We start from the raw sequence: 24,132 nt of genomic DNA on the forward strand, positions 1-24,132 counted from the left end.
CCTCCTTGGGTTTTAGGGTGAGAGATAGGATGATTAATGAATCAGTTGGGTGGGAATCAGGCAGGCCATAGCTCCGAAAACATTTGTAGCGGTCAGAATACCTACCATCTGTAATTGATTGTTGACGAGGATTGATCCGGAATCGCCCGGGAGGGGAGCAAAGTTGTCCCCATTCAGCCAGATGGCATCCTGAAACCACGCATATTGTCCCATTATGCGCATGACGCCCTGGTAATGAACCGATACTATGGAGGTGTGCATCACTTCATCTGTAGTGGCACCGTAGCATGATACCTGCATGTTTGCAGCCGGAGCAGCAAAGCCCACCGGCGTTCCGATACCATTAATGGCCGGAGAGCATACAAGGGGCGTGGTATTGCACCAGGCCAGATCGGTGGTGTTGTAAATCGGGTTGAACTGGTTGGAGTTCGGATACGTGATCAGGTTAATAAACCCTGATACATCACAGAGGTAATTCTGCTGCTGGCTTACGTCGGGCTGATAGATGCGTGTATACTGCCCGTTGTAAGACAATACGTGGTTGTTGGATAACATCCGGTATTGCCCGTTGATGTTGAAGCTTGCACCCAGCGTACCTGCCATGTTGATGCCCTGAGGCTGCACCTGCTGGCCTCCCGGGGCAGGGCGGATACGATCCCAGGATGCCATGGGCTCCGGTTTGGCAACAGGCTCCGCATCATCGCGGAAGGGGCCCACTTCCTGCACATCCGTAGGTACTTTAACCATTACAGGTTTACCTCCGTTCTGTGCGATGGGCAGCTCCAGGAATGGAGGAATAGCTTCATCACCATCCAGCGCAATCCTGTCTGCCGATTTCTTGTGCTGTACGTGAAAAACGACAGAACATTGATCGGTTTTGTGCCCGTTCTTACGTTTTGGGCCGGCATACATACCAACGATGTTACCGCGAAGCCAGCCGCGCAGGGCAGACATGTGAGGCTCAATGTCCGTCTGCTCAATTTGCTTTGTGAGTTGCATAAAAGAGAGTTTAGGTTTTCGAGAATAGCTGACGGTTCTTGCTATAGGATTTCTTAATACCGAAGGATAGATCGCTTATTGAATTAATTGTGTGGGGATAAGGCAGCCCCATGGGCCGGCAATCGCGTTCCAGCCTGCAAGGATGCCAACGATCTGCATGTTGTTGTTGATCAGCAATGCCCCGGAATCGCCCGCCAGCGGGAAGAAGTCTTCCCCTTCCAGCAAAAGGCAGTTCTGGAACCAGGCATATTGATTATTGAGCATCATTGAGATGGTGCGGAATTGGATGGATTCAATAGTGGCCTGGATAACCTCATCGGTAGAGGCGCCGAAGCATCTTACCTGCATGTTTACCGCCGGAGCAGCAAAGCCCACCGGCACCCCGATACCCTGTATTTGCGGCGCACATTGTTCCTGGGTTACATTGCACCATGCCAGATCTGTCTGGTTATAAACCGGGTTTTGCTGGTTGGAGGTGGGATAAGTAACCATGTTCACAAATCCCGATACATCTGCCAGCGCGTTTTGAGGGTCCCGGGCATCGGGCTGGAAAATATGGGTGAATTGTCCGTTCCAAGACAAGATGTGGTTGTTGGATAGCATCCTGTACTGGTTATTGATGGTAATGCTGCCACCCAGGGTTCCCACCAGCGGGCACCCTTGTGCCTGTATCTGGTAACCGCCGGGAGCAGGGCGCACCCGGTCTGTAGAAACCATTGGCTGCGGCATCTGCTTAGTCACAAATGCGCCTACTTCTACGACATCCGTCGGTACTTTGACCATTTCCGTTTTCCCGCCGGATATTGAAATGGGAAGCTCGAAATAAGGAGGAATGGGTGTATCACCATCTAACGCCAGCCTGTCGGGCGACTTCTTCTGCTGCACATGCATCACTATCGCCCATTGTTCAGTTTTCTTACCATTTTTCCTTTTACGGCCGGCATACATACCTGTGATGTTGTTGCGTAGCCATCCCTGAAGGGCAGACATATGGGGTTCAATGTCTGTCTGCCGGATCTTTTGGGTGAGTTCCATGAGATAGAATTTAGGTTTTAACAATAGATGACGGTTCTTATATGGCTGCTGGGATAACAAAGCTCCTGCATTTCAAATGGTTACGTGCAGCTGGAATCGGCTTTTCAGGAAGCTGTTTTTCCTGTCGGAACAACAATTGGGTTTGTGGAAATAATAAAGCCGGTCTCACTGGAGACCGGCTTGTATGGTGATAAAACGGTAAGCTTAGAATTTCACCGCAGCTACTTCCTTCTGTACTTTTTCAGGAGCAGGCTGTTGTTTGGCAACAGGCACTTCTTGTTTATGTACATGGATTTCAGCGAGGGTGGGGGCAATTACCAGCGAAACGATAGACATCAGTTTGATGAGGATGTTCATCGAAGGGCCGGAGGTGTCTTTGAAAGGATCACCCACGGTATCACCGGTAACAGAAGCCTTGTGCGGCTCAGATTTCTTGTAGAACATTTCTCCGTTGATCTCAACGCCTTTCTCGAAAGATTTCTTGGCATTATCCCAGGCACCACCGGCATTGTTCTGGAACATACCCATGAGTACACCGCTAACGGTAGCCCCAGCGAGGAAGCCGCCCAGTACTTCAGGTCCGAAGATGAAACCGATGATCAGGGGAGAAGCCAGTGCAATGGCTCCGGGGAGCATCATTTTACGGATAGATGCCTCAGTGGAGATGGCCACGCATTTATCGTATTCCGGTTTGCCGGTACCTTCCATGATACCAGGGATGGTACGGAACTGGCGGCGTACTTCTTCCACCATAGCCATGGCCGCTTCACCTACCGCACGGATGGCGAGGGAGGAGAAGATGAAGGGGATCATGCCGCCGATAAAGAGGCCTGCCAGTACATCTGCTTTATAAATGTCGATACCGGAAATACCCGCTACACCAACAAATGCCGCGAAAAGCGCCAGTGCGGTGAGTGCTGCGGATGCAATGGCGAAACCTTTACCGGTAGCGGCTGTGGTATTGCCAACGGCATCGAGGATGTCGGTTTTTTCACGCACATCTTTCGGCAGTTCGCTCATTTCTGCGATCCCACCTGCGTTATCAGCGATGGGACCAAATGCGTCGATAGCCAGCTGCATGGCAGTAGTTGCCATCATACCGGCTGCGGCGATTGCCACACCGTAAAGACCGGCGCAGGCAAAAGAACCATAGATACCTGCTGCCAGTACAATGATGGGGAGCAGGGTAGATTCCATGCCTACTGCTAGGCCACCGATTACGTTGGTGGCATGGCCGGTAGACGACTGGCGGATAATAGACAATACCGGGCGTTTACCCATAGCGGTATAGTACTCGGTGATGATGCTCATGAGTGCACCTACGGCAAGACCCACGAAGATGGCGCCCAGTACACCATTTTGGGTGATGGCGATTGCTCCGGGGCGGAGTGCGTCTCCACCGATCCAGTCGCGCTGCAGGTAGAAGGGTTCAGCCGGAAGAATCCAGTAAACAAGGCCTACGCAGGCAATGGCGGTAATAACGATAGAACCCCAGTTGCCCATATTCAGCGCTTTCTGTACTGCGCTGGTGCTGAGACCGGATTTGTCGCTGATACGCACCAGGAAGGTGGCGAGAATGCTGAAGATGATGCCCATACCGGCAATTACCATGGGGAGGAGGATGGGGGAAAGACCACCGAAGTTATCGGTAGCGCGTGCCTCACTGCCCAGTACCATGGTGGCAAGTACAGTGGCTACATACGATCCGAAAAGGTCTGCACCCATACCGGCCACGTCGCCCACGTTATCACCCACGTTGTCGGCGATGGTGGCGGGGTTACGCGGATCGTCTTCCGGAATACCGGCTTCCACTTTACCCACGAGGTCTGCCCCTACGTCGGCCGCTTTGGTATAGATACCGCCACCCACACGGGCAAAGAGCGCAATGCTTTCTGCACCCAGGGAGAAGCCGGTCAATACTTCAATTGTTTTTACCATTTCGGCCGTGTTGGCTTCGGCACCGAAATAAGCTTTGAGGATGATGAACAACCCGCCAAGGCCCAGTACGGCGAGGCCCGCAACGCCCATACCCATTACAGAGCCACCGGTGAAAGACACCTTCAGGGCTTTGGCGAGGGAGGTACGTGCAGCCTGTGCTGTACGCACGTTGGCTTTGGTGGCAATTCTCATACCGATGAAACCGGCCGTTGCAGAGAAAATAGCGCCCACAATGAACGCCAGTGCAATGGTCCAGTCAGAATTTTCATGGGAATACCCCATGTAGCCCAGCAGGAGGGCTGCAATGATCACAAAATAGGTGAGGATCTTGTACTCAGCTTTCAGAAAGGCCATGGCGCCTTCCGCAATATGCCTCGCAATTTCCTGCATCCGCTCGTTTCCCGCATCCTGACGGGAAACCCAGGCGCTCTGTACCGCGGTAAATAATAGTGCAATCAGTCCGAACAGTGGAATAATGTAAGCTATACTCATACTCTTTTAATCCATTTAAAAATTACAAGGCTTTATGTTATGATTTTCAAGGTTGACGAAGATAATGTATTAGAATTTATTTTACTAGTAGTCTAATATATTTACTATAAGCGTAATATGGACGCTACTGCTGTATTTCTGCATATGCGTTTGCCAGTTGCTCAATGATATCGGAAGCGATCATGGATTCCGGGGAGGTGGGAGCGGCCAGGTCTCCCGCCTTGCCATGGAGCCATGCCCCGAGGATAAGCGCTGCTTTTGGGGCATATCCCTGCGCCAGGAGGCCTGTAAGGATGCCGGTGAGTACATCACCGCTTCCGGCAGTTGCCATGCCGGGATTGCCCGTAGGATTGAAGAATACGGCCCCGTCCGGACAGGCCATGGCGGTAAAGCGCCCTTTCAGCAAAATGTATTGTTGCCATTCGGACGCCTTTGCACGCAGGAGGCTGAGGCGCTCAAAATGATCGTCAGTAGCCCCGAAAAGCCGTTCAAACTCTTTCGGATGAGGCGTCAGTATACTGTTTTTAGGCACCAGGGGCAGGAGGGAAGGCCATCTGGAGAGGATATTGAGGGCGTCGGCATCTATCACCATGGGCCCCTGCCAGTGCCCCAGCAGGCGCTCCAATGCTTTGGCGGTGGCAGGCTCCGTACCAATGCCCGGGCCAATACCGATCACATCGTAATCAGGAGCACGCCGCAGGCGGAAGGGTTCATCGAAATGCGCCGCATACAGCGCCTGCTCTTCGGTTTCACACATGGCTTCCGGGAAAGCGGTTTGCATAATTTCATATCCGCAACGGGGAATATGTGTGGTCAGTAATCCAGCACCCGCACGCATAACCGCTCTGGCGGAAAGCACCGCGGCCCCCATCTTCCCGTAACTGCCTGCTATCAACAGCGCATGGCCATACGTGCCTTTGTGCGCAAAAGGATCACGCGGACGGTAAATAGTGTGGATCATCTCCATATCCACCAGGTGATATTCCGTTTGTACGGAAGCCGTATATGCAGGATGCAGCCCGATAGGGATGAGCACTGTTTCACCCACATATGCGCCGTTTTCAGGCATCAGCAATGCCAGCTTCCAGTATTCAAAAGTGAGGGTGTAACGCGCATGTATACACGCATGTTGCTTTGCGCTTTTATCTGCCATCAGGCCGGAAGGTATATCGATGGCGATCACCTCATGACGGCCGCGCTGGTCGTTGATCTGATGAATGATACCTGCCACCCAGCCTTCGGGCGCACGGTTAAGGCCTGTCCCAAACAGGGCATCTATGATAACCCCGGGTGCTTCCATTTTAGGGAACTCCGCAGGCTCACGGATCATTTGCAGAAAAGGTACACGGGCCTGATTGGCAAGGTTATCAGGCGATGGATTACCATGCGCCACGAGCCACACCTGTACCGGGAACCCTTGTTCCGCCAGCCTCCTGGCAATTACCAGCCCGTCGCCCCCATTGTTACCCGTACCGCAGAAGATGTAAAACGGCTTAGGATCGTTGGCATACCGTTGCACGATCCATTCCGTGCATGCAGTGGCGGCACGCTCCATCAGGAGCAGTCCGGATACCGGTTCATGCGCGATTGTATAGGCATCCGCTGCTCGTATCTGGGGGGCAGACAAGATTTTCATATCCCCCAATATAACAAAAAAAAGCGGCTGCTCCCTTGCCGGAAGCAGCCGCTAACTAATTTGAGGAATACGCTTTAGAAAGTAAAACGTGCGGAAACACCGCCCATTTGCTCACCGATGAAATCGTTGTAATCGTCGTTGAAGTTGATGAACGGCTTCAGGTCGGCGCTGAGGTTCAGCGGAATTTTCTTGAAGGTGTATTCTACACCGAAGATACCGTCGAGACCGGCAACTGCTTTGGTGGTACGGTCTCTTCTGCGGCCGTTATCCCACTCATAAGCACGCCAGAGGCCGAGGTGGGCGCCACCGCCTGCGTACATGTTCCATTCGGATTTACCGAACACGTTCCAGTGATACTCGTAAAGACCGGTGAAGGTTACGTTGGTAGGCTCGTCGTTACCATTGAAATAGTGGGTAACAAGGCCTTCGATGGCATGTGGCCCCTTAATGAAATGCTTTACGGTGAAGCCTGCAAGCCAGGGGTTTAAACGAACGCCAAGTGCAGTGTTGTAGTCGGCTGGGTTACCGCCGCCACCGCTTCTGCGTTGGGCATTTGCCTGGAAAGTTGTCATCATCAGTGAAAGTACTCCAAAGAGCAACAGAATCCTTTTCATATGTGCATTTTAGATTAAACGGAATGTTGGTTATTTGCTTCTGCCGAAAATATAGCGTGCGGATACAGCGAAGTCCGCCAGGTCAGACGATTGACCGAAATGAATGGCAGGCTTCCAGTCGAGGCTGAGATTGAGGGGGATGGGCCCGAAATTGTAATTGATGCCCGCCACGCCGTCAATACCACCCAGGAACTTATACGAGCCATCAATGTCACGTGTGCCGAGGTGAGCGCCACCGCCTGCGTACCATCCGAACCCATCCATGGTAAGCGCGGAAAGGTCAAAGTGATACTGGTACAAAGCCGTTACCGTAAAGGTCCGGTTATAAAGCCCTACGATACCTTCCGCTGCGGATTTATCTGTGAAGAAATAACGGCCTGTAACACCGAGCGGAAGCCCCAGCCGGATACCGGCTTCTTTTTGTCCTTTCAGCGACTGCTGTGCACTGGCGCTGCCTGCCATGCAAAGCAGTATCATGGCATAGATGATACTTTTATTCATGCTAAACGATTATTTGCAATAACAATGCCAAAGGCGGACAGGCGCGGGGAAACGCTTGCATAGGAATGCTACATAAACGGCAGGTAACCGGCTTTATTTTACAGAGGGGCGTAAACTCCGTAAAAAGATGAACCCTGTGAGGGATGCAACTGCGGAAGCGAGTATTACTGACATGATGGAAACCACCTGGATCTCCGCTTCACTGAATGCGAGCGAAGCAATGAATATGCTCATGGTGAAACCGATGCCTGCAATCATACCCACACCCCATAGCTGCTTCCAGTTGGTACCTGCCGGGAGGCTTGCCACGCGCAGTTTTACTGCGAGGAAACTCATGCCGAATATGCCCAGCGGCTTACCCAGCACAAGCCCGGCAATAATGCCATAGCTCACGGTGTGGGAGAAGGCGGCGGTAATATCGGATGGGAAAATAATGGCGGTATTGGCAAGGGCGAACATGGGCATGATGATGAAATTCACCGGGTCGTGCAGCTTATGTTCGAGTTGGGAAATTTTCTGTAAAGGAATGCAGAATGCCAGCAGCACACCGGCAATGGTGGCATGGATGCCGGAATTGAATACACAATACCACAACACAAGGCCGGGAATGATGTAGAAAATTATCCGCTTTACTTTGAAGAAGTTGAGCAACAGGAGCAGGGCGAGTACACTGGCACCGCCCAGCAGGTATGCCGTATGCAGTTCATCCGTATAGAATATTGCAATGGTAAGGATGGCGCCCAGGTCGTCGATGATGGCGAGGGCGGTAAGGAAGATCTTCAGCGACAGGGGAACGCGGCTGCCCAGCAGTGAAAGCACACCCAGCGAAAATGCAATGTCAGTTGCCATGGGTATGCCCCATCCGTGATGGTAATCCGTGGTGCTGTTGAAAATGGCGTAAATGAGCGCAGGTACCAGCATACCGCCTATTGCTGCCAATACAGGCAACAGGGATTTGCGGAGAGATGCCAGTTCGCCCGTTGTCAGCTCCCTTTTGATTTCCATACCTACGAGGAAAAAGAATACCACCATAAAGCCATCGTTGATCCACAACAGCCAGGAATTAGGGAGGTGCAGGCCATAAAACTCGATGTGGTGGCCACCTTCAGCGTCAAATAAACTGGTGAAGAAAGCTATGTAGCTGTTACCCCAGGCAGAGTTGGCTACTATCATGGATACCACTGTGCAAACGATAAGCACGATTCCGACAGCACGGCTGTCGTGCAGAAATTGCCATAGGGGAGATAGTAAGGGTCCTTTGATGGAGAACAGCTTCATGAAAAGTTTTTTGTTGAGAAATTACTGCCCGAGCAGTTCATATTTGGATTTAGGCCTGCGGGCAATTTCCCAGCGGAATCCTTTCAGTTTTTTCTGGTCTTCAGGTATTTGCGAAAGGGGATACATGGTGCCTTCCGGTTCTTTTACGAACACGATCCTTTCCAGTTCGCCCTTCTCAAAATATACACGCGTATTGGCAGTTTGCAGCCGGTTCACGGATATAAATGCACTGTCGTCGTCCTGCACGTAATAGATGTTCTCGGAGTTGCCGTTCACATACATGGAGTCCAGCTTTTCTTCCCCGAAATACCCCAGGATGGTGTTGCCTTTGATCTGGTTGAACAGGTCCGGCCCTACTTCGTTGACGATCATGGCATTCTGATCGAGCAGGATGCGGTCGGCTTTCCTGTCTTTGGTAAAGAGGAAAATCGAATCCCCCGTAAGCTGGTTCATGCTGGCCCATAATACGGGATCGCGGTAAAGGCGGAAGATGGAATCCACCCCGGAATAGTACAGGCTGTCGCAAACACCCTGCAGGGAATCGGAATAGATGCGCACGTTATGATATGCGATAACGAATCGTTTTTCGGTAGTATCCGGCTTCGCTGCCAGACTGTCTTTCACCCCAACGCTGTCTTTTACTGCAAGGGCAGCACTGTCAATAAACCGGGGCACCACACCGGAATAAAGGGTATCTCCACGAACGAACAGGGTATCGGTTTTCCCTTCAATCAGCGTAACCGGCTTCTGGGTGGCCATTACCGATTTCTGTCCCTGGTTGATGATGCCGTAATTGGCAAGCACGGCAATCTTCTGGGCGGTATCCCGCCAGATCATGTTGCCTTTGGCGATGGAGATGCCGGTAGCCTTATCGGTTTCTATTTCGTTGGCGGTGAATGTATTGGTGCTGTCTTCGATCACGGGGCGCTGGCCGAAATGGCCATACCCGAGGTCGGTATTATAATACCCGTCCGTCACGTACATGATCATTTTGCCGTCGTTGATGGTCGTCGGCGCCATGATGGTGGCGATTTTGGTTTCGGTATTATAGTAAAGGGTATCGGTACCGAGGGTAAACTCAGGGTCTACCACCACTACTTCCTTTTTAAAATGCACATCTTTTGTATCGCCGAAGTAAATCCCTTCGCGGCTGGTGAGCACGGTATTATCGTTCACGAGCTTCCCGCCCTTGTCGTATGTCCCGATTTTGGTATTGAGATCATAATGGAGGATGGGAGAGGTGAGTACGATCTTGTTATCGGTCAGTTTGGCGTTGCCATTAAGGATGGCCGTACGTTCGTTACCGTGATAGGTGAGTATGTCGGAATAGGTATGCACACTGTCGGCCTGGTTGATGTGTACATGGCCCCAGGCTTCGATGATATTGGTTTTCTGATCAAAGGCGGCGCTGTCGCAGTACAGGGTGCTGGTGCCCTGCCTGAAAATAACATCACCAATAAACCGGCGCTGCACTACGGAGTCGCTTTGCAGGTTGACCAGGCTTTTGGCCTGCAGTACATGGATAATTTTAGAGGTGTCTTTCTGCTGGAATGTACCGGACTGTTTTGCAGGCAGTGTATTCCGGGCAGACATGGCACCGGTGGCGCCTATCCCGCCAAGGAGAACGAGGCCGTATATGGACTGTTTGAACATTTTTACTGATATCATTGTGCGGTGGCGGTATCGGAAGGAATGGGCACTACCTTGTTTTTCCGGCCAAATACGCTGAGGTGTACATATCTCCAGGGATTATACCGGAGGTCTTCCAGCAGTTTGTTGAGGCTGCCGAGGGAGCCCTGCAGGTTGTTGTACACTTTTTTATCGTTCATGAGCAACCCGAGCGAGCCATCGGGGCTGCTGATCTTTCCGGCTACTTCATTCAGGCGCGCCATGGTGCTGTGGAGCGAAGTAAGGGTGGAATCGATCTGCCCGTTGGCCAGTGAGCCGGAGGCTTTGTCGAAGTTGGTCAGGATATTGGAGATTTTTTCGTTGTTGTTCTTCAGATTGGCGGATACGGCGCTGAAATTATCAAAGGTCCCGGAGATCTTTCCGCCTTCGGCCAGCATTCCGTTGATGGAACGGGTGGCGTTATTGAGATTGTTCAGGGTACCGTTGAGGCCGGCAACCGCCTGGCGGAGGTTATGCTTGGTGGCGGTATCGAATACCGAGTTCACCGTGAGCAGGAGGGTATCTACCGCACCGAGGGTAGTTTCCAGTTTCTTTACGAGGGGGCTGAGCTGCTCTTTGAGCGCATCGGTAATGGAACCGTCGGTAGCGGCGTAGATGGTGTCTTTGTTTTTAAGGAATTCATCGGTATTCCCGAAATCGATCTCCACTTTTCTTGTTCCCAGCAGGTCTGCACTGATGCGGGCTACTGAGTTCTTGGGGATTTCGATGTCTTTATTGATCTGGAGGGTAACGAGGATGCGGCCGGCGCGCTTGTCCATAACGGAAAGACTTTGCACGGTACCGATCCCCAGGCCGTTGACCATAACAACGTTGGAGGCTTGCAGGCCGTTTACCTGCGTATATACGGCATAGATGGTCTTTTTGGTAGAGAAGAGGCTTCTGCCTTTCAGGATGTTGAAACCAAGTACAAGCAGCACAACGGCGAGCACGGTCAGAATACCTACTTTCGTTTCATTATTAACTTTCAGCATCGGGTAGTATTAGTTCGTTTGCAAAAATAGTCAAAACAATGGTGCGCAGTCGTAGGTAAACAGAATTAATGCAAAAGGCGGGCCAGAGGGGCGGGGTCAGTCTATACGCTCACCATCCTTGTAGGTAAGCAGAAAAGCATCATCGAAGCCGTTTTTACGGGCTTTATAAAGGGCGGCGTTGGCTTCCGCTTCGGTGCGGAAGTTACCCCAGATATATTTATTGACAGATTTACCCTTCTGGCGGAACGATTCCCGTTTCACATTGCCTTTCAGGTTTTTAAAGAGGGAAGACCGGGAGGTGTACACCTTCTCTGTAGTGAGAAGCTGTACACGATAGTCTGTTTGAGCCGATGCCGCTGCAGCGTGCCCCCCGCTAACGGGGGACTCCTGTGCAGGGTTCACCCGCGAAGGCGGGGGAGAAGCAGGTTGCTGCTGTGCAGGGGCCGGTTCCTGAGATTCCGCAGGGCGGGTAGTGGAATGGCCGGGTTTGTTAAACCTTTCCAGCTCTTCCTTATATTTCTTTACCGCCCGGGCAATGCAATGAGCCATTTCATTCTGGCCGTCGGCGGAATTGAGGTAGTTTTCTTCTTCAGGGTTGCTGATAAAGCCCAGTTCCACCAGCACGCTGGGCATGGCGGTGGCATGCAGTACCAGGATACCCTTTTCATTCCTCTGGCGGGCACCGCGGCTGATGCGGCCTACACGGGTAAACTCATCTTCCACGAGGTTAGACAGGCGGAGGCTCTGATCGAAAAAGGCGTTACGGAGGGTATTGAGCATAATAATGGTCTCAGGGTCCTTCGTATCCATCAATTGCTGGGTTTCTTCAGAATTGGCGTCGAACACGATCACGGAGTTGTTCCGGAGCGATTCTGTTTTGGCATTGTTCTTACTCGTGGCCCAGATATACGTTTCCGTGCCTTTGGCAGGGTTGGGGTACGATTCATAAATGGGCACTTTACGGGTACGCTTGCGCTTCTTCTTATCACGGTAAGTCTGTGTCCTGTAACCTGTTACCCGTTTAATATCAGGTGCGGCGTTACAGTGGATGGATATAAAAAGATCGCCTTTGGCTTCGTTTGCAATAGCGGCTTTGCGGTTCACATCATCAAACCGGTCGGTTTTTCGTGTATACACGATCTTTACATCCGGGAGCGATTCTTCCAGGATCTTCCCCAGCCGGGTAGCCACGTCCAGCGTAATGTTCTTCTCACTGGAATAAGACCCGGTAGCCCCATGGTCGTGCCCGCCATGACCCGCGTCTATCACGATGGTACGGATGGGCTTATCCTGAACCGGCGGACCGGAATCCGGTGCAGTTTTTGCTTGAATGAAAAAGGTATAGAGTAGTCCTATGCCTAATCCTGAAAATAAAACTCTTTTCCAGCGCATGTCAATACTATGTTTTAATGGGTTGTGTCTGATTCGTTCTGCACAGGTCCATTCCCTGCCGCCACCCTCTCCTGCATGTTGTATTTACGATCAATTTAATAAATTGTATAAAATCATGTAGGTTTGTGCCCGTTTTACACATGGACCCTTTCTGCAAAAATAATTTAAAAAACTTTTTAAGGCGGCGGTTCCTGCCGCTGATCGTACTTTTATTCACGGCCTGGTCCTTGCTGAAAGACGAAATAGCGGCTGCTGCGGTGTTTCAGCCGAATTACTTTAACAAAATTTTCACAGACACAGTACCCAGGCCCCATGCGGTTAAGTTTCCCAGCAGGGATTCTCTCGCAAAAGATACCTCGCGCCCACGCCCTGTGCCTGCCCGCGACACCGTTCCACCACCTGTTCCCGACTCTCTCCGCCTCGATACCGCTTCCGTTGTCAAAACTGACACCGTGAACGTCCGGCTTTCCAAAGATAGTCTTACCGCACCGGTTAATTACAAAGCGGAAGACTCCATCGTCATGTATGTGAAGAAAAAGGAATTCCGGTTATATAAGAAGGCAGACGTAAAATACGAGAATACCACCCTCACCGGTAATACGATGGACTTTAACCAGGCCACCGGCATTCTCACTTCCCGCATGGGAGTGGATACCGCAGGCAAACCCATTGATAAAGCCGTACTGAACGATGGTGCCACCAGTTCTGAGATGGACTCGGTACAGTATAACTTCAACAGCGGCAAAGCCATGATTTACCAGACCCGTGCACAATACGGCGAAGGTTTTGTGGCCAGCGAAAAGGTGAAGAAGCAGCCCGATAATACCATTTTCGGTTTCAGGAACGGGTATACCACCTGTAACCTCGATACGCCGCACTTCTCTTTCCGTGCTAAAAAGATCAAGGTAATCCCCAACAAACTGATTGTATCCGGTCCGGCCAACCTTGAGATCGAAGGTATCCCCACTCCGCTGTTCATCCCTTTCGCGATATTCCCCATCAGCCAGGGCCAGCGTACCGGCCTTTTGCCACCGCAATACGTGGTGAACCAGCAGAAAGGCCTCGGTCTTGAAAACGGCGGTTACTACTTCGGCCTGGGCGAATACCTCGATATGACCGTTCGCGCCAACATCTATTCTTACGGCAGCTGGGGCGCTACTTTCAGTCCCTCGTACCGCAAACGATATAAATACAACGGCGGCCTCAACCTGGCCTATTCGCTTACCCGCTTCGGTGATCCGGAAGTAAAGGAGGATTTCTCCCGGTCGAAAGACTTCCACATTACCTGGAGCCATAGCCAGGACGGTAAAGCCCGCCCCGGTACCAACTTCGGCGCCAGCGTGCAGTTCGGTACCTCCTCTTATAATACGTACAACGTGTTCGACGCTTCGCGGAGGCTGAACAACAACATGTCGTCGTCCATCAACTATTCAAAAAGCTGGGTGGGCAAGCCATATAACCTTACCCTCGCCGCCAACCATAACCAGAACAACTCTACCCGCCAATATAATATCAACTTCCCCGATGGTTCGTTTAACGTGAATACCATTTACCCGTTCCAGCGGCAGGAGATGGTGGGTAATCCCAAGTGGTATGAGAAGATCGGGGTGAGCTATAACGCCCTGTTGCGTAACAATATCAACTTTGCGGACAGTACTTTCGGAACTCCCGCCATGTTCGACAGGCTACAGGCCGGTATGCAGCACCAGATTCCCATCTCGCTGTCTATTCCCTTAACACGGAATATCATCATGACGCCCAACGTCAACTATACGGAGAAATGGTACATCCGCCAGCAGCACCTGGAATGGAACCCGACAGATAAGAACCTGGATACCACATATGTAAACGGTTTCTTCCGCAGCAGCGCCATGTCTGCCGGTACTTCCCTCAGTACTGCGTTGTATGGTATGTACGGGTTCAGGAATAAGAAATCAAAGGTACAGGCCATCCGCCACGTGATGCGACCTAATATAGGTGTGAACTATTCACCGGACCTGGCAAGCGGTAAAGAATATGATTCTCTGCAGACTGATATGACGGGTATCAAGACACCTTATTCTTTCTTTGCCGGTGCGCCATTCGGCCCTTCTTCCAACCAGACTTTTGCCGGGCTTACCTTCGGTATTGATAACAACCTTGAAATGAAAGTGCGGTCAGACAAAGACACGTCCGGCTTCCGCAAGGTCAAAATACTCGACGGTTTCGGTATCAGCTCCAGTTATAACCTGGTGGCAGACAGTTTTAACCTGTCTCCCTTCGTTATTAACGCACGTACCAACCTCTTTGATAAAGTAAACATATCTGCCAGCGGTACTATTGACCCTTACCAGTTGAACGAGATAGGCCGCAGGGTGAATAAGTATATGTGGAAAGGGGATAAATTCAGTCTGGGCCGACTTACGAACGCCAACATTGCCCTGAGTACTTCTTTCCAGAGCCAGGATGCCAAAACGAAAGAGAAGCAGAAGCAGAAAGAGGAGATGGAGGAAAACGGGGAACTGCCTGATGCGCAGCTCGAAGAGCAACGCCGCCAGCTGGAAATGATGCGTGCCAACCCGGGGGATTATGTGGATTTCGATATACCCTGGCGGCTGGATCTGTCTTACAGCCTGAACTATACTCGCGGCCGCTCGCAGGACCTGCTGCGCGATACTACCATCTTCACCCAATATCTGGGCTTTAGCGGAGATTTTAGTCTTACCCCCAAGTGGAAGATCATAATGAGCAGTGGTTTCGATTTCAGGCTGAAGCAGATATCGTATACGACGCTTACCATCTCCCGCGACCTGCATTGTTGGCAGATGAGCATCAACCTGGTGCCTTTCGGCAGCTACCGTCAGTTCAGCATTACCATTAACCCCAAAGCAGGTATCCTCCGCGACCTCCGGATTAACCGAACGCGGCAGTTCCAGGACTTTTAGCGGGGGAGTAGTATAAATACTTGAATTATAATTAATTGTAATAGAAAGGGGCTTTCCGGCAAGGGAAGCCCTTTTTGTTGTTTTAACCTGTTACTCAGAGAGTTGATAAGACGCCGGTAAGCTGTAGGCAGACTGGGTAAGATGCGAACGCTATTACAGTACGATTACAGCGCGATTAGAGGGAATAACAAAGGGCTGTCTCACCAGTGTTGAGACAGCCCTTTGAATATGCTTTGACCTCCGGTTAGAAGTTAAAGATGCCTGCTACACCGATGAGGTCCAGCTTGCCTTCGTTAACGCCTTTGAAGTAAGAGGCTTTGATTTCGATGTTTTTACCGGAATCGCCCAGGGCAATACGCATACCCGCATTGGCGGCATAGCCGAAAGTGGTACCGCTTACGTTCTTAACGTTGCCGTTCTGGTCGAATTGCTCGGTAGAAGCACCCCAGTGGAAGCCGCCGCCGCCACCAATAAATCCGCCAAAGCGGCTTTCGTTATCGGGCGAAGAACCGGCGCCGAAGTTAAGATTCACCATTACAGGCGCGTTAATGAGGATGCCCAGCTTAGCATCGTCGGAGGCGCCGGTACGGGAATTGTATTCCCCGCTGCCGGAAAAGGCCAGGCTGATGGGAATACCCACAGATACAGACATGCTTTCACTTTCCACGAAGTTAAAACGGGGAGAGTAAGTGAAGCCCACGGCAGTGCCGGCATCAACATCCTTGTATTTCTCTACAAATACGGCAACACCAGCTCCATGCATGAAAGATTGGGAATAGGCACAGGTGGCAGTCAAAGAGACGCCTAACAGCAATAGCAGTTTTTTCATTAGTGAACAGTGATAAGGGATTAAATAAATTATAATATGTATAAAAATAAGAATCCGTTTTTAAAAACAGAAGCAAGATGCCTTATCTAGATAAAAAAACCGGGCAGGAATGCCCGGTCGCGTGAATTATTTTGTCCTTAATTTATTCACCAGGGGTGATGAATATCTTTTGCGAGGATAATTACGCTGGATGAAATGGGGGATACTGGAAAATATTGCTGAGAGGAATGCCTTTCCTCTTTGATGTGTATGGAAGAGATGGGTTCATCCGGTACAAAATGAGCTTCGATACCACAAAACCTGATGTGGACATTGGTGACCCCAAGTGGTTTAAGCTGCTCCGTAAGGCGCAGTATTTTCTGGTGAACGGGGTGTTCGGATATGGATGATTGCATGGGTTTCTGATTGGATTGTGAATGGAAAGTTAAGGAAATTATGCCTTGTTGGGTCAGGGCCCAACAACTTTTGGAAAGAAAACAATCAATTTGGCTGCCGCAATCGCATGGCGAACGGCAACCAGCATATAGAACGCAAAGTTATTGGTCAAAACATCAGAAAGATCAGGCTGTCAGCGGGACTTAGTCTCCGCAGGCTGGCTGCGTTATGCCGGGTAGATCATGCAGATATTTCCAAAATAGAGCGGGCAGACGTAGATCCGCAGCTTTCCACGATACTGGAACTGGCACAGGCGCTACGGGTACCGCCTCATCATTTCTTCAACGGGCATTTACCTGCCGATCATCCGCTGAAGTAAGATCCTGCTACCAGTCGTGATCACCTTCCCACTTCTTTTTCAGGCGCTTCAAAGCCAGGCGCATATATACCAGCCAGCCAAGATGCTCACGCACGAGGGCAGGCTTATCGGCTCTGAATTCCATATCGCGCATGGTGGAAGAGAAGCCGTTCATGTTATAACTGGCGATGTAAAGGGGAACGTACTTCTTTTTGTATTGCCGGCTGCCCCATAACTGGATGTTGAGTGCGTAATCGGCGAAGATTTTATATTTCAGGTTATACGCGTGGGTTTCGAAAATCTTTGCAGGATATACGATAGCCTGATGGTTCACCGGGTATTTGGCAATACGGTAATTACTGAATTTGCCACCCAGCAGGATGTAATCGGGTTTCCCGTCTCCATAATACCATTCTTCACTGTTGGCGTAATAAATGGTAGAAGCATCGGTCATCATATCCATCAATTGGGAGAAGCCGGGCAGCAACCGGTCGTCTGACCCCAGGAAGTGTACCCATGTCCCTGATGCCATGCGTGCACCTTTATTCAGGGCATCGTAAATGCCTTTATCTTTTTCGCTGATCCAGCGCAGGTGAGGCCATTGCAGAGATTGAATGTATGCAATTGTACCGTCGGTACTGCCGCCATCCACGATCACGATCTCCAGGTCGTCACGTTCCAGCTTCCGGATCGATTCCAGGCACTCCGGCAAATGGACCATGGCGTTGAATGTGGCGATAATAACGGAGACTCTGGGTGCGGTTTTCATATTATGAATTGCATTTGGGAAAGCAAAGTTAGCATATTGCACTAATTTGTTGAAAGATATTCAGCCTTGTGATACAAGCATTTCGCAGCCCCTTTCCTGTTATTGAAACGAGGGAGTTCCTAATCAGAAGGTATAAACGTACATTTGAAGAGAAGGAGCAGCTTTGACCTCCTTTCTGTGAAAACCTATGTACAAAGCCCTTATTATTCCTATCATTATTCTCCTGTCCACCGGTTGTAAGCAGGGTACCGCTCCGGATACTACCGGGTTTCCGCCAGAAGTGCGGCTCGATTCTTCTATGCGGACGGTTTTTGTACCCGTACCGGAGCACCCCGGTGAACCGGGCGATAATATCATCTATGCCGCCAGTTTTGCGATTGCCTGGGATGAACTGAGCCGTATCCTTGGCAGTGATCCTGCCAGCGTAAATCCCCTCGTACGGCGGCTGAATACCTCCACATCCCACCAGGGCGCCCTGCGCAGCGGAAATTATTCAACGGAAGCACAAGTGCTTGGCGATGATTTGCTGGTATCCGCATTTTTTAAGAAAGACCTGCCATTCGCCGTACCCTTCCAGCGCAAACCGGAAGGAATGACATTTGGAAAGAAAGCACAGGTACGTGCTTTCGGGATGCCCCGGTATATGGAAGCACAGGCCGCGCAGATGCAGGTATTGTTTTACGAAGACGATGATAAATTCATACTCCGCCTCACTGCAGGGCCGGAAAACGACGAGATCCTGCTCGCCAAAGGCTTCGCCGATGGAGAAAAGCTCAATGTTATGGAGAGTAAGGTGCTTGCTGCTGTCGGTAAAGGAAAACAGGAGCTGGCGAAAAAGAAAAACACCTGGAAGTATACACTGGGCCCGGATGATGATGTACTGATCCCGGAGATCAGGTTTCATTTGTCGTGCTCCTTTCATGAATTGATCAACCTCCCGGTTACCGTACGCGGACAAACACTACGCATCGTGGAAGCAGCCCAGCGTACGGCTTTTGTGCTGGATGAAAAGGGCGTGATACTGGAAAGTGAGGCCGTGGCAGTGGCAGTCAGTGTCCCCGAGGTTACCGATAACGTTCCTGTGAAGCGCCTTCACTTCGATAAGCCCTTTCTCATCCTCATGCAGGAGCAGGCCGGTAAACACCCTTATTTCATGATGAAAGTAGCGAATGCAGAATGTTTGGTGAAAGAAGGAGGGGCGTTGCGGTAAGGGGAATTATTACTTTTCTAAATCTGCCATACTGAAGGGGTACTGAAGGTTTAAAGAAGGGTTACTGTAGGGTTAATGTATATAAAACGGTATCAAACCCAATACAGATAAGGAAAAGGGGGCTTTTATATACTTTAGGATACTATAAGGTAACTAAACAGTATACTTACATGTATTATACAGGAAGGGGAGAGATGTGCTTTTGATGGGGTAGAAAGAAAAAAGACAAACCAGTATGATACCGATTTGTTCTTTTCTATGTGTGAACCGGATTGGATTCGAACCAATGACCTTCCCGGCGCAAGGCCGGGATGCTCTATCCTGTTTGAGCTGACTCAACAAAGAAAAAAGCAAGCCTTTCGACTTGCTTTCGTGAACCGGATTGGATTCGAACCAATGACCTTCCCGGCGCAATGCCGGGATGCTCTATCCTGTTTGAGCTGACTCAACAAAGAAAAAAGCAAGGCTTTCGACTTGCTTTCGTGAACCGGATTGGATTCGAACCAATGACCTTCCCGGCGCAATGCCGGGATGCTCTATCCTGTTTGAGCTGCCTCAACAAAGAAAAAAGCAAGCCTTTCGACTTGCTTTCGTGAACCGGATTGGATTCGAACCAATGACCTTCCCGGCGCAATGCCGGGATGCTCTATCCTGTTTGAGCTGCCTCAACAAAAAAAAAGCAAGCCTTTCGACTTGCTTTCGTGAACCGGATTGGATTCGAACCAATGACCTTCCCGGCGCAATGCCGGGATGCTCTATCCTGTTTGAGCTGCCTCAACAAAAAAAAAAGCAAGCCTTTCGACTTGCTTTCGTGAACCGGATTGGATTCGAACCAATGACCTGCTGCTTAGAAGGCAGCTGCTCTATCCAGCTGAGCTACCGGTCCGGCGTCACAATAAATTTATTTTTATTGGGAGTGCAAATTTATATAATTTTCCGTCAATAAATCAAAAATTATCCTCTGAACCAAAGTTACAGCAATGGACGTTAAGATTGAAAGCAGTTGGAAAGAAGCGCTGAAAGATGAGTTCCAGAAGTCGTATTTCGAGCAGATCGTCATGTTTCTCAAGCACGAAAAGGCCCTGGGGAAAACGATTTATCCGCAGGGGCACCAGATATTTAATGCTTTTGAAAAGACCCCTTTCAGTAATGTAAAGGTGGTAATCCTCGGCCAGGACCCTTATCACGGGCCGGGACAGGCGCATGGACTGTGCTTCTCTGTGCAGAAAGGCGTGAAACCGCCCCCTTCTCTCGTGAATATCTATAAAGAACTGAATAAGGATCTGGGTATGACCATTCCGCAAACCGGGGACCTTACCCCCTGGGCGGAAAGTGGCGTACTGCTCCTGAATGCTTTCCTTACCGTGCGCGACGGTGAGCCTGCCTCACACAGTAAAATAGGCTGGGAATCTTTTACAGATGCCGTTATCCGTAAGATATCCAACGAAAAGGAAGGCGTTATTTTCATGCTCTGGGGCCGCTTTGCCCAGGATAAACAGGTGCTGATCGATGCCACGAAGCATCATATCCTCAAAGCCGCCCACCCTTCGCCCTTCAGTGCAGACAAAGGATTTTTCGGCTGCAAGCATTTTTCCAGAGCCAATGAGCTGCTCATGCGCCAGGGACAGGAGCCTGTGAACTGGCAGCTGTAAACACCCCGGTATCCTAACCCTTCATTTCAAATCCCTACACACGATGACATGGCTTAAAAATATAGCAGGACGCATTTATGCCGTATACGGATTGCTGCTTTTCGCAGCCACACTGCTTGTTGTGCTCATCCCCATATGGATCTTCTCTTTCTTCCCCGACCCCCTCAAATCCCGCTGTTTCCTTGCCCTCGGCCGTGTATGGATGAAAGTGTATATGCCGCTCATCGGTTGCCCTGTATTCCGTAAAGGACTCCATTATTTCGAAAAAGGAAAGCAGTATGTGGTAGTGTGCAATCACAATTCACTGATCGATGTTCCCGTAACCACCCCCGGTGTGCCCGGTGTCAATAAAACCCTCGCCAAAGCCTCCATGGCTAAAATCCCTCTCTTTGGCATGATGTACAAAATAGGAGGGATAATGGTAGACCGCAGCAGCGAAACCAGCCGGAAGGAAAGCTACAATGAAATGAAAGCAGCCCTCGACATGGGTATGCACATGATTTTATTCCCGGAAGGTACCCGTAACCGTACAGATGAACCGCTGAAAGAATTCTACGACGGCGCTTTCAACCTGGCGGTGGATACACAAACCGCAATTATTCCCTCCCTGCTTTTCCATACCCGCAAAATACTGGTGCCCGGTAAAGTGCTCTACGCCAGGCCTCACCGGATCGATTACCATTTCCTCGCACCCATAGAAACAAAAGGGCTCACCCGTGAGGATGTGCCCCTGTTGAAAGAAAAGGTATTCCGTATTATGTGGGATTATTATGCCGCTCACAGCTGAGTGATCCACCAGCTGTTCCCGAATGGGTCGCGGAAGCCGGCAGCACGGCCATAATCCTTATCCTCCGGTGCCTGTCTTGACTGGCTGCCTGTTGCCAATGCCTTCTTATACACTGCGTCTGTATCCGCAACATACACAAATACGCTGCCTGTTTCGGCTGGCCAGTCTCCTGTGGAACTGCCGAACATAATGCTGCCATCGCCCAGCATGAGCTCGGCGTGCTGTACCTGTCCGCTTTCCGTGCGGTACACGCCTTTTTCCGTTGCGCCCAGTACCTCTTTCAGGAATTGAAGGAATCCATCACCATCGCGAACGATGAAGTAAGGACTTACCGTGCAGGTGCCGGCTGGTTTGTTTACCGTTTCCATAAGATTGAATTTTTATCAAAGTTAAGTCCGCCTTTTCCGCCGGAATTGGAGAAAAGCGACATCCTTAATTATTCGCGGTATTCAATGCCTTCCGGGCGGCCGAGGAAGTATTCGCCGGGCAGGTAGCCGGAGAACTCGCGGAAGTCGTGTATGAAGTGTGACTGATCGTAGTAGCCGCATTCATAGGCGAGGCCGGTGAGGTTTCCGTCGAATTGGCCGTATGCTTCCAATGCCCGGTGGAAGCGGATGATGCGGGTGAAGAGTTTGGGTGTAAAGCCTGCGCCGGCTTTGAAGTTCCGTTCGAACTGGCGGGTGGAAAGGCTGATAGAAGCAGCCAGGTCCTGAATATTGACCATTCCGTTAGCGGATAATATAGTTTGCACGGCTATCTGAACAGCCGTGGTTTCCTGCTTTCTTCGTGTAACCAGTTCAGTGAGGTAGCCGGAAAGGATCTCTACCCGCTGATGGTGATAACGTGCCGTGATAATACGCTCTTCCAGATCAATGCCATCCCGGCCCATGATACTTTGAAGATCGGGCATGTTATTGGCCAGCGCGGCGGAAGAATGGCCGAACAAAGCCGGAAGGGCGGTGGGGTAGAGGTATGCCCCGAATATCCCGAAACTGCCATGGGTGATGAAGCGGGAATGGCGGCTGGTTTGGGCATGAAGATGAGAAAACCCGGCTCCCTGGGTGCCCGTGAGAGGGGAAAAGCGGTTGCGGTAGTTGAAAATGAGTTCCGCGCAGCCGTCGGCCATGGAGCGGTAAACATACGCCTCACCCTGCGGAACCTCGTGTTCGAAGACCCAGAACATCCGGACGTACCGGGAAAGGTGCGGAGGGGGTGGAAATGTGGCGAACATTTGATTAAAGTTAAACGAACTTCAGGAAATATTTTATAAAAGTTAATCAGATTGATAAATTGTGAGATAAAGTTTATCAGATAGTATTAGGTTCACAATTATGAATTTGTATTTTGGCATCACCAAATCACGTTTACCTTTTTTATAAAGATCATGGGAAAAAAAGTCAATCATCCTTCTAGGCGGACCTTTGTCCGTAACTCCCTGGGAGCGTTAGCGGCATTTACCATCGTTCCCCGTCACGTATTAGGCCGCGGCTACCTGGCCCCGAGCGATACGCTGACGAAGGGCGTAGTGGGCACCGGCGGCATGGGCCGCGGTCACTTCGGTTATGCAGGCACCCGCGTTGTGGCCATCTGCGATGTGGACAAAGGCCATATCCAGCAGGCAATGAACCAGCTGGGTGACAAGGGCGTAAAAACGTTTACGGACTACCGTGAGCTGATCCAGCTTCCGGAAGTAGATATCGTTCACGTGGCTACACCACCGCACTGGCACGGTATTATTGCTGCCGATGCAGCAAGGGCCGGGAAGGATGTATGGTGCGAAAAGCCCATGACCGCCACTATCGGAGAGGGCAAGCGCCTCGTGGAAGCAGTACAGCAACACGGCCGTATCTTCCGCCTCAACACCTGGTTCCGCTTCGCGGACCGTTTCTATGGCATGGGCACTACCGTACAGCCTATCAAGAAGCTCGTAGACAGCGGGCTGCTCGGATGGCCGCTGAAAGTGACCGTTAGCCGCCACACAGGCTTCGACTGGAAGTTCTTCTGGGTAGGTAAAACCAACCTCGAGCCGCAGGCAGTTCCCAAAGAGCTGGATTATGACATGTGGCTCGGCCCCGCTCCCTACAAACCCTACAACCCGCATCGTGTACACGGTACCTTCCGCGGATACTGGGATTATGATGGTGGCGGGCTTGGCGACATGGGCCAGCACTACCTCGACCCTGTACAGTATTTCCTCGGCAAAGATGATACCAGCCCCGTGAAAGTGGAGATCGACGCACCCCAGCAGCACAGCGACGCTGTAGGAACCTGGCGCAAGATCACTTATACCTATGCCGACGGCTGCCAGATCGTACTAGACGGCGCAGGAACCGAAACCGGTGCAGCTTATATCGAAGGACCGAATGGTAAACTCTTCCCCGGATTCAAATCCACGATCCCTGACCTGGAAAAGAAACTGGCCCAATTCCCCGATCCGGCACCGCAGGTGACTGATTTCGTGGAAGCCGTGAAGTACCGCAAGAAATTTGCGCTCAATGAGGAAAACGGCCACCGTTCCTGTACCATCGTTAACATTGGCAAAATTGCACTGCAGCTGGGCCGCGATCTTCAGTTCGACCCCGTTAAGCAGGAATTCGTGAACGACGAAGGCGCTAACCGCCTCCTCTTCCCGGCCATGCGCGGACCCTGGACCATCTAGCCCTTCACCTTCCAACAGCACCAT

At 50.9% G+C, this 24,132-nt stretch carries 21 protein-coding genes and 1 tRNA gene; 7 read left to right on the forward strand and 15 right to left on the reverse strand.

The annotated features are described in order from the left end of the window. Nucleotides 1-33 precede the first annotated feature (33 nt). The 10 genes from DEV76_RS15665 to DEV76_RS15710 all read right to left on the reverse strand — a co-directional run bounded on the left by DEV76_RS15665 (nucleotide 34) and on the right by DEV76_RS15710 (nucleotide 12,545). Nucleotides 34-999, reverse strand: coding sequence for a trypsin-like serine protease (locus DEV76_RS15665; protein ID WP_157962918.1), 966 nt, complete (start codon nucleotides 997-999; stop codon nucleotides 34-36). A gap of 75 nt (nucleotides 1,000-1,074) precedes the next feature. Beyond that, nucleotides 1,075-2,034: a hypothetical protein gene (locus tag DEV76_RS15670; protein ID WP_109698860.1), complete on the reverse strand. Its 960-nt coding sequence runs from the start codon at nucleotides 2,032-2,034 to the stop codon at nucleotides 1,075-1,077. 204 nt (nucleotides 2,035-2,238) lie between these two features. Further along, nucleotides 2,239-4,464, reverse strand: a complete 2,226-nt coding sequence (locus tag DEV76_RS15675) for a sodium-translocating pyrophosphatase (RefSeq protein WP_109698861.1) — start codon at nucleotides 4,462-4,464, stop codon at nucleotides 2,239-2,241. A gap of 124 nt (nucleotides 4,465-4,588) precedes the next feature. Then, nucleotides 4,589-6,100: an NAD(P)H-hydrate dehydratase gene (locus tag DEV76_RS15680; RefSeq protein WP_109698862.1), complete on the reverse strand. Its 1,512-nt coding sequence runs from the start codon at nucleotides 6,098-6,100 to the stop codon at nucleotides 4,589-4,591. Between the two features lie 74 nt (nucleotides 6,101-6,174). Further along, the gene (locus DEV76_RS15685; protein WP_109698863.1) at nucleotides 6,175-6,714 is read right to left on the reverse strand and encodes a hypothetical protein; all 540 of its coding nucleotides are present in this window, start codon (nucleotides 6,712-6,714) and stop codon (nucleotides 6,175-6,177) included. A 30-nt stretch (nucleotides 6,715-6,744) separates the two neighbouring features. Next, entirely contained in the window at nucleotides 6,745-7,215 is a 471-nt protein-coding gene (locus DEV76_RS15690) for a hypothetical protein (RefSeq protein WP_109698864.1), read from the reverse strand. A 93-nt stretch (nucleotides 7,216-7,308) separates the two neighbouring features. After that, nucleotides 7,309-8,493, reverse strand: a complete 1,185-nt coding sequence (gene nhaA, locus DEV76_RS15695) for a Na+/H+ antiporter NhaA (RefSeq protein WP_109698865.1) — start codon at nucleotides 8,491-8,493, stop codon at nucleotides 7,309-7,311. A gap of 21 nt (nucleotides 8,494-8,514) precedes the next feature. After that, nucleotides 8,515-10,146 (reverse strand): OstA-like protein, encoded by a 1,632-nt coding sequence (locus DEV76_RS15700; protein WP_232826962.1) that lies wholly within the window; start codon nucleotides 10,144-10,146, stop codon nucleotides 8,515-8,517. An 11-nt stretch (nucleotides 10,147-10,157) separates the two neighbouring features. Beyond that, nucleotides 10,158-11,153, reverse strand: a complete 996-nt coding sequence (locus DEV76_RS15705) for an MlaD family protein (RefSeq protein ID WP_109698867.1) — start codon at nucleotides 11,151-11,153, stop codon at nucleotides 10,158-10,160. Between the two features lie 96 nt (nucleotides 11,154-11,249). Beyond that, nucleotides 11,250-12,545, reverse strand: a complete 1,296-nt coding sequence (locus DEV76_RS15710) for an N-acetylmuramoyl-L-alanine amidase (protein WP_109698868.1) — start codon at nucleotides 12,543-12,545, stop codon at nucleotides 11,250-11,252. Nucleotides 12,546-12,772: 227 nt separating this feature from the next. On the opposite strand from DEV76_RS15710, the gene DEV76_RS15715 reads away from it, so the two are divergent. Continuing rightward, complete coding sequence (locus tag DEV76_RS15715; RefSeq protein ID WP_157962919.1) at nucleotides 12,773-15,469, forward strand: putative LPS assembly protein LptD; 2,697 nt, start codon at nucleotides 12,773-12,775, stop codon at nucleotides 15,467-15,469. Nucleotides 15,470-15,713: 244 nt separating this feature from the next. Here the strand turns inward: DEV76_RS15715 and DEV76_RS15720 are convergent, their stop codons facing one another. Continuing rightward, nucleotides 15,714-16,298, reverse strand: a complete 585-nt coding sequence (locus DEV76_RS15720; protein ID WP_157962920.1) for an outer membrane beta-barrel protein — start codon at nucleotides 16,296-16,298, stop codon at nucleotides 15,714-15,716. 227 nt (nucleotides 16,299-16,525) lie between these two features. Between DEV76_RS15720 and DEV76_RS25955 the strand changes: the two genes are divergently transcribed. Both DEV76_RS25955 and DEV76_RS15725 read left to right on the forward strand, forming a co-directional pair. After that, on the forward strand, nucleotides 16,526-16,687 hold the full coding sequence (locus DEV76_RS25955; protein ID WP_157962921.1) for a hypothetical protein: 162 nt from the start codon (nucleotides 16,526-16,528) through the stop codon (nucleotides 16,685-16,687). 113 nt (nucleotides 16,688-16,800) lie between these two features. Then, nucleotides 16,801-17,052: a helix-turn-helix domain-containing protein gene (locus tag DEV76_RS15725; RefSeq protein ID WP_157962922.1), complete on the forward strand. Its 252-nt coding sequence runs from the start codon at nucleotides 16,801-16,803 to the stop codon at nucleotides 17,050-17,052. A gap of 7 nt (nucleotides 17,053-17,059) precedes the next feature. Here the strand turns inward: DEV76_RS15725 and DEV76_RS15730 are convergent, their stop codons facing one another. After that, entirely contained in the window at nucleotides 17,060-17,800 is a 741-nt protein-coding gene (locus DEV76_RS15730; RefSeq protein ID WP_109698872.1) for a glycosyltransferase family 2 protein, read from the reverse strand. Nucleotides 17,801-17,987: 187 nt separating this feature from the next. Between DEV76_RS15730 and DEV76_RS15735 the strand changes: the two genes are divergently transcribed. Next, nucleotides 17,988-19,010 (forward strand): hypothetical protein, encoded by a 1,023-nt coding sequence (locus tag DEV76_RS15735; RefSeq protein WP_109698873.1) that lies wholly within the window; start codon nucleotides 17,988-17,990, stop codon nucleotides 19,008-19,010. Between the two features lie 812 nt (nucleotides 19,011-19,822). On the opposite strand, the gene DEV76_RS15760 is transcribed toward DEV76_RS15735, so the two are convergent. Continuing rightward, nucleotides 19,823-19,896 (reverse strand) — tRNA-Arg (locus DEV76_RS15760). Nucleotides 19,897-19,990: 94 nt separating this feature from the next. On the opposite strand from DEV76_RS15760, the gene ung reads away from it, so the two are divergent. Beyond that, on the forward strand, nucleotides 19,991-20,662 hold the full coding sequence (gene ung, locus DEV76_RS15765) for a uracil-DNA glycosylase (RefSeq protein WP_109698874.1): 672 nt from the start codon (nucleotides 19,991-19,993) through the stop codon (nucleotides 20,660-20,662). A 43-nt stretch (nucleotides 20,663-20,705) separates the two neighbouring features. Next, nucleotides 20,706-21,449 (forward strand): lysophospholipid acyltransferase family protein, encoded by a 744-nt coding sequence (locus DEV76_RS15770; protein ID WP_109698875.1) that lies wholly within the window; start codon nucleotides 20,706-20,708, stop codon nucleotides 21,447-21,449. On the opposite strand, the gene DEV76_RS15775 is transcribed toward DEV76_RS15770, so the two are convergent. Further along, nucleotides 21,440-21,817: a VOC family protein gene (locus DEV76_RS15775; RefSeq protein ID WP_109698876.1), complete on the reverse strand. Its 378-nt coding sequence runs from the start codon at nucleotides 21,815-21,817 to the stop codon at nucleotides 21,440-21,442. The genes DEV76_RS15770 and DEV76_RS15775 overlap by 10 nt on opposite strands. 68 nt (nucleotides 21,818-21,885) lie before the next feature. After that, entirely contained in the window at nucleotides 21,886-22,680 is a 795-nt protein-coding gene (locus DEV76_RS15780) for a helix-turn-helix domain-containing protein (RefSeq protein ID WP_109698877.1), read from the reverse strand. Between the two features lie 153 nt (nucleotides 22,681-22,833). On the opposite strand from DEV76_RS15780, the gene DEV76_RS15785 reads away from it, so the two are divergent. Further along, complete coding sequence (locus DEV76_RS15785) at nucleotides 22,834-24,108, forward strand: Gfo/Idh/MocA family oxidoreductase (RefSeq protein ID WP_109698878.1); 1,275 nt, start codon at nucleotides 22,834-22,836, stop codon at nucleotides 24,106-24,108. Nucleotides 24,109-24,132 lie beyond the last annotated feature (24 nt).

Origin of the sequence: Chitinophaga deserti (genome assembly GCF_003149455.1) — a bacterium.
Classification (GTDB): Bacteria; Bacteroidota; Bacteroidia; order Chitinophagales; family Chitinophagaceae; genus Chitinophaga; species Chitinophaga deserti.